A 13,636-nucleotide genomic window follows, 5' to 3' on the forward strand; every position below is an offset into this window, starting at 1 on the left:
GTGCCCCGATATTGATCACGCTGTACTGCTGGCGTCCATTCATCAACTGAGCGAGCAGTAGGAGCGCGAGGCGCGTATGCAAGAGGATACCTTGCGCACAGCATACGCACTGCATGTCATACGTAAAAACGAAGAATGTGCCCGATTGCCAAATGCAGTGCATTAAATCCAGTTCGTTTGCGCAAACGTTCCCGTCTCAACTGCACAACGATTAACACTCTTTAACTCGTATTCATAGTCGCGCGCTCACTTTCTAGAAGACCATTCAACGACAAAAGCGCGTGACGCGCGAACCACGAATTTCGGGGTAGGCCAGAAACATGAACAAGAATCAATATCGACTGGTATTCAGCCGCGTGCGCGGTATGTTGGTGGCAGTGGAAGAGACCGCCCATGCAACGGGGAAGGTCAGTAAGGGCGAGGCAACGTGTTCGGTCAACAGCCGGGTGCCAAGCATGCTGGCGAGTTTCGCACTGCGTCACGCTGCATTTGCGGTACTGGTTGTGGCGGGCGCAACGCCCATGTGGGCGAATGCGCAGATTGTCGGCGCGGGCGCGAATGCGCCGTCGGTCATCCAGACACAAAACGGATTGCCGCAGGTAAATATTAATAAGCCCGGAAATGCGGGTGTATCTTTAAATACTTATAACCAGTTCGATGTTTCAAAATCTGGCGCGATATTGAATAATTCGCCCACGATTGTTAACACGCAGCAAGCCGGCATGATCAACGGCAACCCGAACTTCGGGCCGAACGACGCCGCGCGAATCATCGTCAACCAAGTCAACAGCAATAATCCAAGCTCGATTCGCGGTTTCGTTGAGATTGCGGGGCAAAAAGCCGAACTCATCATCAGCAATCCGGCTGGATTGCAAATCGACGGCGGCGGATTTATTAATACCTCGCGCGCCGTGTTGACAACTGGCGTGCCGTATTACGGTGCGGACGGTTCCGTGGCGGGTTTCAACGTGAATCGCGGGCTTGTCACCGTATCCGGATCGGGCCTGAATGCGGCAAATATCGATCAGGTTGACATCATAGCGCGCGCCGTTCAGACGAATGCAGCCATTTATGCGAAAAATCTGAACGTAATCGCGGGTTCGAATCAAGTTAATCATGACACGCTCGCGGCGACGCCGATTCAGGGGGACGGCGCGGCCCCGGCGGTTGCGATCGACGTTGGTCAACTCGGCGGTATGTACGCCAACCGTATTTTTATGGTCAGTTCGGGCAGCGCTGTCGGTGTCCAAAATGCCGGCACGCTTTCGGCGGACGCAGCCGGCATGACGCTCACGACCGATGGGCGGTTGGTGCAGTCGGGCAAGATTAGCTCGCTTGGTAATGTCGCGGTGTCGGCCGGCGGCGGCATCGACAACAACGGCACCACTTACAGCCAGCAATCCGTGTCGATGAGTACCGGCGCGGACATGACGAATAGCGGCACACTTGCCGCACAGCACAACGTTGGCATCAATGCCGGCTCGCTGAATTCGACGGGCGCGATTGGCGCAGGCGTCGACAGCAACGGCACGGTCACGCAAGCCGGTGACCTCCAAGTGACGACGACGGGCCAATTGACCGCGACCGGCCAGAACATCGCAGGCGGTGACGCGACGCTCCAAGGTTACGGCGTCAATCTGGCCGGCAGCAAGACGGCGACGAACGGCACGTTGGATATGAACGCTTCGGCGGGCGATATCAACCTGTCGAATGCGACGACCAGCGCACAGGGCGCATTGAACGCGACCGCGGCAGGCGCGATCGTCAACGACCACGGCAGCCTGTCCAGCCAGAGCGGTGCCACGCTGACGGCGGGCAGCGTGTCCAACCAAGGCGGTACAGTGTCGTCGCAGGGCCCGTTGACGGTTCACACATTCGGCGCGATTTCGAATCAGGCCGGTACGCTGGTATCGCAGAGCACGGCCGACGTGGAAGGCGGCGCGATCGGCAATCAGCAAGGCATCATCCAGAGCGCCGGCCAAATGAAAGTGGTCGCCGCCTCGCTTCAGAACGGCGCCGGGCGCGTAACGTCCCTGAACAGCGATGGCTTGTCCATCACGACGAGCAGTCAGCTGACGAACGCAGCGGGCACGACCGCGAACGGCGCGCAAGGCGGCGTGATCGGTGGCGATGGTGCCGTCACGGTACAGGCCGGCAGACTCGCAAACCAAGGATCGATTAGCGCCGCGACCGATTTGACCGTTGGCGCGCAGTCCATCGACAACGGTAGCGGTTCGCTGACGGCCGGTCAGAACGCATCGATCGATGCCGGCTCGCACCTGGCTAACGCATCCGGCGGCATTTCTGCCGGCGCGGTAGCAAACGTTCGCGCGACCAGTCTGGACAACAGTTCAGGGTCGATTCAGGGTAGCCAGTTGTCGTTGACGGCAACCGACCTCGCGAACCGCTCAGGCGTGATCACGCAGACCGGCACGAACCCGACCAACATCGCCGTATCCGGCACGCTCGACAATAGTTCGGGCACGGTACAGACGAACAGCGCCGATCTGAGTCTTACTCCTGCGACGCTGATTAACGATCACGGCAAAATCGCGCATGCAGGTAGCGGGACGCTGACCATCGGGACCGGTGCATTGTCGAACCAAGGCGGCTCGATCGCGACCAATGGCGCGCTGGCGCTGACCGCCGCAGCGTTGTCGAATCAAGCCGGCACCCTGTCCGCTCAACGACAGGCCACGCTCGGCGTTCAATCGCTCGATAACAGCGCGGCTGGTTACATCGGTGCCGATAGCGTAACGATCAAATCCCAAGGCACGATCAACAACAAAACGGGTTCCATCGAGTCGAACCACGCGCTGACGATCGCGGCCGATAGCTTGGCGAACGATGGCGGTGCCGTTAAGGCACTCGGCACGGATGCACTGTCCGTCACGGCGACGAACGCGCTGACGAATACGGCAGGCGGCACGATTGGCGGCAACGGCGACGTGTCGGTTTCGAGTGGCACGGTCGACAATTCGAATGGTTCTTTGCTGGCCGCACGATCGCTGTCCGTGCAATCGAACGGCCAGCTCGCGAATTCGGCCGGCCTGATTCAAGCGAACGGCAACCTCAAGGTTGCGGCGCAAGGTGCGGTGCTCAATAACGGCGGCCAAATCGAGGCGAACGGCGCAACGGCAACGCTTCAATTGTCCGGATCGAGTATTGATAATAGTGACGGGCGAATCGTAAATATCGGCACGGGCGCGACGACGATCGACGGCGGCGCGTCGATCACGAACACGGACGCATCCGGTAAAGCCGGTGCCGGCACGATCGGCGGAAACGGAGATGTGACGCTGACCGCGCAAACGCTCACGAATGCGCAAGGCGGTCAGACGCTGGCCGGCCACGACCTGACGTTGAACGTCGGCAGTAACGCAAACAATTCCGGCGGCGTGCTGTCGGCCGCGAACAACCTGACGTTCAACGGTGCAAACGCGGCGCTGTCGAACCGAAACGGATCTGTGCGGGCAAACGGCGCACTGTCGTTGACGGCCGCATCGATTGACGACACGTCCGGCAAGATCGGCAATGACGCCGGCAGCGGCGGAAGCGTGTCGATTCAGACCGGTACCTTGTCGAATCAGGGCGGCGTGATCGGTAGTGGTCAAGACCTGACGTTGAACACCGGCACGCTGTCGGGCGACGGTTCCATCGTCGCGGGTCGCAACGGCTCGATCACGCTCGCGAGCGATTACACGCAGACGGCAACGAACAGGCTGCACGCAAACGGCAACCTGAATTTCACCACGTCGGGCAAGCTGACGAACCAGGGCGTGCTGGATGCCAATGGCGCGCTCACTGTGAATGCGGCGAACGTCGATAACCAGAGCGGCGCGGATTTGAATTCCGCGAACACGACGGTCAACGCGAATGGCGGCACGATCGACAACGCAGGCCGGATCGAAGGCGATACGGTCACGACCAACAGCACGACGTTGAACAATACGGGCACCGTGATCGGTTCCAACGTCACGTCGAACGCGACCACGATCAACAATACCGGGGCCGCTGCCGTCTTCGCCGCCGCCAACCAATTGAACCTGTACGCGACGAACCAATTGTCGAATACGGGCGGTGCGAACCTGTTCAGCGTCGGCGATATCAATATCGCGGCGAATGGTCAGCGCGACGCGAACGGCTTGCTCGCGAACCGCACGCAGAACGTGCTGAACGATCAATCCACGATCGAAGCACAAGGCAACGTCGAACTCGCGGCGGGCACGTTCACCAATTCGCGCCCCGCGCCCACCGTCACGACCGTAACGACCGGGACGACCACCTCGCACCAAACCAAGCGCCAGAAATACATCGTGTGCGCGACGATGAATGCGGACCCGAACGGCGGCTGCTCGCAGGCGATGTGGGTGAACGGCTATAAGACGGCGCTCACCTCGAGCTATAGCCCTTCGCAGGTTGTATCGGAATCGTCCGGGCCGAACGCGACCGACAAGGTGCTGGTCGTGAACGTGAACGGCAAGCAGCAGACGATTTACTACAACACGCTGACGACCAACGCAGACGGGTCGGTGACGGTCAACTATTGGGACGCATACGACCCGCACGTCAACTACGTGCCGGACACGGAGTACAAGACGCGCAGCGACGGTCACAACGGCTATCAGCGTGTCGAAATCTGGCGCGATACCACGTCCACGACCCAGCAAGACAAGGTAACGAGCCAGGCGCCGCAGGCGCAGCTCGTCGCGGGCGGCAGTATCACGATGGCGAACGTCGGCACGATCAACAACGACTACAGCGTAATCACGGCCGGAAAATCGATTCAAATCGGCAGCACGCAGCAGAACGGGTCTGTTGGTAGCGGCAGTTTCGGCGGCACGGTCGTGAACAACGTCGGTCGCACGCTGTATCAGTACCAGACCGACAATATCGTGTCCATGTATGCATGGAACGAAGACACGACGCAGGATCGCGGCACGATCGTAGAGCCGACCGTCGTCCATACGCCGGTCGCGATCGGCGGCACCGGCGGTACGATCATCGCAAATCAGTCGGTGTCGATTACCGGCCAGAGCGTCAATAACCAAAACGTCGCCGCGCAGAATTCCGCGACCGGTGCGACGGGCGGCACGCTCGGCAACAATTCGGCTAATCAGGGCGTGTCGGGTAGCACGCTGAACAAGGTCGGTGCGGCAAGCGGTTCGACAACGGTCCCCGCACTGCAATCGGTCGCGAGCGCAACCGGCGCATTGTCGATCACGCTGCCCACGAGCGGCATGTACTCGATTCATTCCGCACCGGGGCAACCGTATTTGGTCGTCACCGATCCACGATTGACGAGCTATACGAATTTCATTTCGAGTGACTACATGCTCGGCCAGTTGAACCTGAACCCGGCGAGCATCGAAAAACGCTTGGGTGATGGCATGTATGAACAGCAGATGGTGCGCAACCAGATTACGCAGTTGACGGGTCGTACTTTCCTGCCGGGCTATGCCAGTGCCGAAGACGAATACCGCGCCCTGATGACGAACGGCGCGAACTACGCGAAGTCGTTCGGTTTGGTGCCTGGAATGTCGTTGACTGCCGCGCAAATGGATGCGCTGACGAGCGATATCGTGTGGCTCGTTGACCAGACCGTGACCCTGCCCGATGGCAGCACGACGCACGTGCTGGCCCCGGTCGTCTACATGTCGCAAACCCATGCGAACGACCTGCAACCGACCGGTGCATTGATCACGGCCGATGACGTTGAAATCCATACGGTCGGCAGCACGACCAATTCGGGCGTCATCAAGGGCGGTACGAAAACCGTGCTCACCGCAACCGATATCCTGAATCGCGGTGGCACGATTTCGAGTAGCGCCACGAACGGCACGACGGTCGTATCGGCCAGTAATGACGTTGTGAATTCGTCGGGGATGATCACCGGCAATCGGGTTGCCGTCAGCGCCGGCCGGGATATCGTTAACGCGACGCTGGTTGACGCCGTAGGCGCGACCGGTGCATCGGGCGTAAGCAAAGTCAGTACGAGCTTGATCGGCCAGCAAGGCACGATCGCGGCAACCGGCGACCTGTCGGTTCAGGCTGGCCGCGACCTCACGCTTCACGGTGCGAATCTGTCGGCTGGCGGTGATGCACTTGTCACGGCTGGCCGGGATATCAACGTCGATACGGTTCAGTCCACGACTAATCAATCGATGCGCCTGAATGATCAGCGACATTGGGAAGAATCCACGACGACGAACGTGACCAGCGGCATCAACGCGGATGGAAACCTGACCGTATTGAGCGGCAATGATGCGACATTTAAGGGCGCAGCGGTGTCGGCGGGTAAGGATTTGTCAGTCGTTGCGCTTGGCAACCTAACGGCAACGACCGTCACCGACGAACAGCAATTGAACAACGTTGCTGTTGATGGTCGTGCACGGAAAGAAATCGACCACACTTACGACCAGACTGCGGTGGGTACGACGTTTTCGGCCGGACACGATGCGGGGCTCGCGGCAGCCAATACCACCGATCCGACGAAGGGCAACGTCACGCTGACCGGTTCAACGGTAACGTCGGGCACCAACAGCGCTACGCCGGGTGGCGTGACGATCAACGCAAGCGGTAACGTCACGATGAACGAAAGTCGTGAAGAACACGACAGTTTCCGCGATGTGCAAACGAAGCGCGGCAGTTTCGTAAGCGGTTCGACAACCGATGGAATGCAAAACACGCAAACCAATATCGGTGTCGGTAGTACCCTGTCCGGGGATACGGTCCAGGTGCATGCAGGTAAGGACCTGACCATTCAAGGCAGTAACGTCGTCGGCACGAATGATGTGAAGCTCGACGCGACGGGCAATGTGATCATCAAGACTTCGCAGGACACGCAGAACGCACAGAGCTACTACGAGAAACGCGACTACGGTTTCCTCTCGGGCCTGAATCCGTTGAACCAGCTCGACGGTGGTTTGCAGGGTTATTCGATCGGTGTGCGCAAGACCACCGATGCGCAGCAGGCGACGAGCGTGACGAACGTCGGCAGCATGGTTGGTTCGCTGAACGGCAACCTGTCGATTACGTCCGGCAACGATTTGCACGTAACCGGTAGCACGTTGCATGCTGGAAACGACCTGAAGCTTAACGGCAAGACTGTGAAGATTGATGTGGCACACGACACTGGCACGCAAAGCGAACAGCAGTCGTTTAGCCAAACTGGCATTACCGCCGGTCTGAGCGGCACGATTGTCAACGCCGTGCAAACCGGTATTCAGATGAAAAACGACGCGCGTCACATCAACGGTGATGCTCGTCTTGGCGCACTTGCCGCTGCAACGACGGGACTGGCTGCGAAGAATGCTATCGATGAGATTGCGAACGTCGGCGGTGTTGGAAATATCGGCGTTAGCGTGTCGCTTGGTACAAGCCATAGCAACAGCAGTACGACGGCATCCTACAACACGACTGTCGGCAGCACGGTTGCAGCGGGCCATAACGTATCTATCACGGCGACCGGCGCAGGCGCAAACAGCAATATCGACGTGCTCGGCAGCACGATCAGTGCCGGCAATGACGCATTGCTGAAGGCAGACGGCAAGATCAACCTTGAAGCCGCGCAAAACACGGACAGCCAGAACAGTAAAAACAGTGGGTCGAGTGCGGGTATCGGCGTGACCCTCGGCGTTGGCCAGCAAAACGGGTTGTCGTTCCAACTCGGGGTGTCGGGTAATAGAGGGAATGGCAACGGAAGCGACACGACCTATACGAATACACACGTTGCGGCTGGCAACAAGCTGACACTGGATTCCGGTGGCGATATGAATCTTGTCGGTGCCGTCGCATCCGGCAAGCAAGTCGTGGCCGACGTAGGCGGAAATCTGAATGTTCAGAGCTTGCAAGACACGAGCAAGTACGACTCAAAGCAACAGAGTGCGGGTGTGTCAATCAGTGTGTGTGTGCCCCCGTTCTGCTACGGCACGTCAAGCGGATCGGCCAATTTCAGTCAGCAGAAGATGCACAGCGACTACGCCGCCGTGTCCGAGCAATCAGGTATCAAGGCGGGCGACGGCGGCTATCAGGTCAAGGTCACGGGCAATACTGACCTCAAGGGCGGCGTTATTGCGAGTAGCGACAAGGCCGTACAGGACGGCGTGAATAGTCTGACGACGGCGACACTGACGACGAGCGATATCGAGAATCATGCATCTTATGACGCGTCGCAGGTCGGGCTTTCTGCCGGTTATGGCACAGGAGGTTGGAGCGCAAAGCCCCCCGTCGCACTCGGTGCTTCGGGCGATGCGAATTCCACGACACGTAGCGGCATTAGCGGCGGTTCGCTGACGATCACGGATAGCGCCAAGCAACAAGAACTGACGGGTAAGACGGCCGACGAAACGGTCGCGAGTGTCAATCACGATACGTCGAATACGGGCGGCGCGCTCGCGCCGATTTTCGACAAGGGCAAGATTCAGGCCGGCTTTGATATTACGAGCCAGTTCATTAACGAAGTCGGGACGTTCGTGTCGAATCGCGCAGCCGAAGCGGACGCCGCAACGAAGGCGGCGAAAGACCAATCACTGACGCCTGAGCAACGCGCAGCGGCGCAGCAAACCGCAGACCAACTGAATGCAGATTGGGGGCCGAACGGTACGTATCGTCAGGTGCTAACCGCACTGTCCGTTGCGGCGGGCGGAAACGTGACGGGTGGTGTCGGCCAGTTTGCGCAAAGTGCCACGGTGGCATACCTGCAAGAACTCGGCACGAATGGCGTCAAACAGATCGCCGACTATCTGGACAAGGACAGTACTGCCACTGGTGAAACGGCACGTGCGGCGCTTCACGCGATCGTCGGCTGTGCGGGTGCAGCAGCGAGCAGCCAGAGCTGCGGCTCGGGCGCGATGGGCGCAGCCGCGAGTTCGGTTCTCGGTTCGTTGATGGCACCGGCAAGCCAATTGACAGCGAGCGAACGCGACCAGCGCGAAAATCTGGTGACGAGTCTGGTTACTGCCGTTGCAGCAGCCTCCGGACAGAATGCAGCGACGGCGGCTGGTGCCTCAAAGATCGAAGTTGAGAACAACCAACTGGCCCCACCGGTGATCGGCAATACTGTTGGGGGCTCCTCCTATGTTCCTAAAGGGATGGGCGGATATACGGGTGAACAGCGAACCAAAGACGATGCTGCTATCGTTGACCCAACGACAGACCTCGGGTCCGCAACGCCGGATGGTAAATTGTCCGGTCCTGAGGCCGTGGCGAAGACGCTTCATGACCTCACTACAGCAATCATTCCGGATCAGTGGGCCACTTTAGGTGACCTCGTTACCAGTGTAATTACAAGTACGTACAACCCCAATCAAGGGGGCGTAGGCAACATGAAGCAGTTCCTCAACTCTCCGGGATTTGGTTCGGATTTGGGGGAGGCAACACAGAAGACAAACTATCAATTTCAAGGTCAAAGTGTTTATAAGGTTACCTCTAATGTCGGCGATAACATCAAAAAGGGAGATCTCGTCTATCTGGATGGATTGCACAAAGACCATCTTGAAATTTTCGATAGCAAGGGTAACTTTAAGAGCGTTGTGAATTTGGACGGGTCGGTAAATCAAGGCAAGACCGATGCCGGCTCTGGGCGAAAACTCAATATTAAGTGATGTATATGCAGACAATCAAGTATGGCGCTTCGCGGAGCGTTATTGAAAGGAACTGGGTGCGCTCCCGCGAATACGATGAATTATCCTTTATTGCGATGCTGCATGAACAAGGTATCTGGCAGAAGGATCAGTACTGGCTTGTTGAGCGAGCCCTTTACGATCTCACCGGCGCGCAAAGCGATGGAGATAATTTGAGTGGCCCAATTTTTTATATCTTTAGTTATGCAATGAATTCAATAAGTTCGCACCTTGATCAGGGTGATTCTTTTGAAATTAAAAATCTGACAAGGGGCGAGGTTTATGAATTTCGCGAGAGAATTAGACTGGTCTTCGAGGGTTTTTTCTTGAATAATTTCCCAGACCAATCGATGTTTGAAGAAGAAAATCCGCTATTCTCCAAAGGAGACTCTTCTTTGTGAGTGATTGCGTCGCAGATTGACAGCGTCGATTAAAAATAGATTCCGCGAAATAGCTTTATTCAGGAATTTGAAAAATAATGAAAATGGCAAAACGGCTGGCGGCTTTGCTGCTCACAGCCTTGGTATCGTTCGGGGTACACGCACAGCAGGCCCCCACGCCGGCCGACCGCGCTGCCGCCGCACGTGCGAACGCGGAACAGGACCGGCAAGCGCAGCAGCAACGCGACACGCAACAGCGCGACGCGGAGGTACGCGCCCCTTCCGTGCGTTCGGACGTGCCGCACGCCGAAACCTATCCGCCGCTGCCGGGCGAACAGCTGTGTTTCCGTATCGACCGCTTTGCGCTCGACGTACCGGATTCGTTTCCCGACGCTGCAAAGTCGGCTGGTGCATCCGCACTGCCGATGGATCGCTTCGCCTTTGCACGCGAATGGCTCGCCCACTACGCGGGCCAGTGTGTCGGCAAACAAGGCGTGGATACGATCGTTAAGGGCCTTTCCCGCGAAATCTTGGCGCGCGGCTACGTCACGACGCGCGTATTGCTGCCGGAACAGGATTTGACGACCGGTACGCTGACGCTCGCATTGATTCCGGGTGTCATCCGACACGTGCGCTTTTCCGACGAGAAACTGCGTGGCACCTGGAAGACCGCGTTCCCCAGCGGCGACGGCGAAGTGCTGAACCTGCGCGACCTCGAACAAGGTCTGGAGCAAATGAAGCGCGTCACCAGTCAGGACGTGTCGATGCAAATCGTACCCGCTGACCAACCGGGTCAAAGCGATGTGGTGCTGGACGTGAAGCGCGGCAAGCCGTGGACCGTCGTCGCATCGATCGACAATTCAGGCACACGCGCAACGGGCAGACTGCAGGGCAATCTGTCGATCGGCATCGATAACCCGTTGGGCTTGAACGACGTGTTTAACGTCGGCGTCAGTCAAGACCTCGAACTTGGCGATAAGCGCCTTGGGTCACACGGTTGGAACGGCTTCTATTCGATTCCGTGGGGCTACTGGACCGCTACGATTGCGGCGTACACGAACACCTACTATCAACAGATCGCCGGCGTGAACCAGACGTTCGTTGCGAGTGGCAATTCAAAGACGCTGGATTTCAAATTGGCGCGCGTGCTGCTGCGCAGCCAGAACGATGTGTTCGGCGGGTACTTCCGCCTGTCGCGTCGCTTCGGCGAAAGCTTCATCGAAGACACGGAAATCACGCAGCAGCGTCGCAACAACACGGTCATCGAACTTGGCCTGACCGATCGTCACTACTTCGACGGGGCGCAATTCGATGGCACGCTGGCCTATCGTCAGGGCGTCGGTGGTCTCGGCGCGCGGGACGACATACTCGCGGCCGGTGGCGGCCCGACCTACCGTTACAGAATGGCGGTACTGGATGCGAATCTGTCGGTGCCGTTCGCGATCGCCAAGCAGCCGTTCCGCTACGTGACGAGCGTTCATGGTCAGTACACAGGTAACACGCTGTACTACATCGATGACTTGACCATCGGCAGCCGCTACACGGTGCGCGGCTTCGACGGCGAAACAATGCTGGCGGCGGCGCGTGGCCTGTGCTGGCGTAACGAGCTGCAAATGCCGATCGGCCAAACGGGTCAGGCAATCTACGCGGGGCTGGACTACGGCCGAGTGTGGGGGCCGCAACCGGTCTTGCTCGTCGGGACGCAATTGGCCGGTGCCGTGATCGGCGTCAAGGGCAGTATCGGCACGCGCTTCGGTTCATACGGGTACGACTTGTTTGCGGGCACGCCGGTCTACAAACCGTCCGGCTTCCCAACCGCTCGCGTCACGGTGGGATTCCAGCTCACCTCGCAATTCTAAGAGCGTCGTATAGGGAATCTGTCATGCTTCGAAACACGTTATCGGTGATCAGTCTTTGCGTCCTGTTCGCAGGCTGCGCATCGCACAACGCGCAGAGCGTCGCCTACGATCCGGTCAACGACGCACGCATTCGTGTGTATTTCGGCGTGACTACGAAATTTTTCTTCAACTCAACGTGTGAAACCAAGGCGCGTCCCCTCCGCTTTGGTTACAGCGGCACTTGGGTCTCGAAGCCACGCCTACTGAATCTCGCTAATACGACAATTGGAATGCCGGTCCCGGAAGATGCCTACCGCTACTACGATGAGTACGTGATCAAGGCCAACCAGCCGTTGACGATCTCGGTCCACCGGCTCACGGGGATACATGCGAACATTCCTGAACATGACGCTGGTACGTTCATCCCTCAAGCCGGCAGAGACTACGAAGTGTTCGCGAGCAAGGCAACCGGTTTTTTTCGGCTCAATGTTCGAAAACTATCTGTCGTAGACGAGCACGTCAATGCTGAAGTGGTCGATGTGAAGGGTGTGCGGGAATGTCAGGGCGCAAGTACGCCGCAAAGCGATTGATTCGACACTGTATGCCGGTCCACGAGGCGTCCGGCTTTCCGGCCGCGCGTTACGCTCGGCTTCCAACTTACCGCATAGTTCTGGTTAGGGGCGTCATGCATCATGAAAGACAAACGTTCGCCAGACATGAAATTCGCGCTGCCAGCGACGCAGGAAGACAGACCACGGACGAAGGGGCCTGTCGTGCATCTGTGGCTATCTGGGCGACGGCGCTCGGAACGGGTGGCGCGCAATGATCGCTCAGCGCGTCATATGCCGGAGAACGTAGCGCCGCAGCCTACGACGGCTGTGTCGGTCGTTGCGGTCAAGCGTCGGCGGCGTGTACTTGGCCCTGACGATCAAGCCTGATTGGCGTTCGCGCACACCGTCTCTGACGAGCAACAAGGGGCGGTTGGCGCGGGAGGATAGAAGCTGCGGCGGGTTACACCGGGGGTACACGGGAGCCAGAAAGCACAAAGGGTTACAGCGCGATCGCTTGTAACCCTTTGATTTTATTGGTTGCGGGGGTGGGGTTTGAACCTGCGACCTTCGGGTTATGAGCCCGACGAGCGACCAGGCCGCGCCACCTGCTGCGTGGAGCGTATTGATACTAGTGACTGCAACGCTACGTGGGAATGTCTCATGTCGATAAGACAGCGGACTGGTGCCCGCGCCGATCAAGTGACTCAAACGGTTCGATTCCTGCCGATGGCCGAATCCTCCATTGAGCGTGTCGGCGAGCGCCGATATGGGTTTGCCGCCGTTGCGCCACATGAGGCGCGCCCAACTTCACCCCCTCAAAAAATCGACCTTCCCGTATAAGTCGTCAACCACTCCAGCGCCAACGTTCCGGCACTTCGGCAATATAAACCGACTATGTCATCCGGGCGCCGATCAAGTGGGCGAGTGCCGCGCTGCCTTCGATGACCGGGTTCCGGCCACGAGGCGACGTTCGTCCGTGACTTCGTCCGGTCACTCGGTCGTCGGCTTCGCACCAGGAAACGGCCGTTCGATTGGCGAAGATGAACGTTCCTTCTTCCGTACCATTACTGACGTTCGCATGTCGGGGGGCAATCGTGCGATGACCGAGTGCGTTCCTACTTGCAATGATGGCTCGGCGAGCGCGTTCGTCGAGCGCGTGAAAGTCGGAACTGACAAGACCGCCTTTGCATTCGCAGGATCAGGAAGGTGCGCGCTGCTGAAGCGCTGAGTCCGAGAGGTACATG

The 13,636-nt window shown here is 58.5% G+C and carries 4 protein-coding genes; all 4 read left to right on the plus strand.

From position 1 onward, the window contains the following. Positions 1-320: 320 nt before the first annotated feature. The 4 genes from U5771_RS26785 to U5771_RS26800 all read left to right on the plus strand — a co-directional run bounded on the left by U5771_RS26785 (position 321) and on the right by U5771_RS26800 (position 12,431). A complete protein-coding gene (locus tag U5771_RS26785) occupies positions 321-9,605 on the plus strand; it encodes a hemagglutinin repeat-containing protein (protein WP_322026758.1) in 9,285 nt (3,094 codons plus the stop codon). 5 nt (positions 9,606-9,610) lie between these two features. Continuing rightward, positions 9,611-10,024 (plus strand): Imm41 family immunity protein, encoded by a 414-nt coding sequence (locus tag U5771_RS26790; protein ID WP_322026759.1) that lies wholly within the window; start codon positions 9,611-9,613, stop codon positions 10,022-10,024. An 83-nt stretch (positions 10,025-10,107) separates the two neighbouring features. Then, positions 10,108-11,862, plus strand: a complete 1,755-nt coding sequence (locus U5771_RS26795) for a ShlB/FhaC/HecB family hemolysin secretion/activation protein (protein WP_322026764.1) — start codon at positions 10,108-10,110, stop codon at positions 11,860-11,862. 23 nt (positions 11,863-11,885) lie between these two features. Further along, a complete protein-coding gene (locus U5771_RS26800; protein ID WP_322026760.1) occupies positions 11,886-12,431 on the plus strand; it encodes a hypothetical protein in 546 nt (181 codons plus the stop codon). The last annotated feature ends 1,205 nt before the right edge of the window (positions 12,432-13,636 follow it).

Source organism: Burkholderia sp. BCC1977 (genome assembly GCF_905339595.1).
Lineage (GTDB): Bacteria > Pseudomonadota > Gammaproteobacteria > Burkholderiales > Burkholderiaceae > Burkholderia.

What these genes read in the sequence shown, in the direction of transcription:
- U5771_RS26800 (WP_322026760.1), top strand. Translation starts at nt 11,886, where the DNA reads ATGCTTCGAAACACGTTATCGGTGATCAGTCTTTGCGTCCTGTTCGCA.
- U5771_RS26790 (WP_322026759.1), top strand. Translation starts at nt 9,611, where the DNA reads ATGCAGACAATCAAGTATGGCGCTTCGCGGAGCGTTATTGAAAGGAAC.
- U5771_RS26785 (WP_322026758.1), top strand. Translation starts at nt 321, where the DNA reads ATGAACAAGAATCAATATCGACTGGTATTCAGCCGCGTGCGCGGTATG.
- U5771_RS26795 (WP_322026764.1), top strand. Translation starts at nt 10,108, where the DNA reads ATGGCAAAACGGCTGGCGGCTTTGCTGCTCACAGCCTTGGTATCGTTC.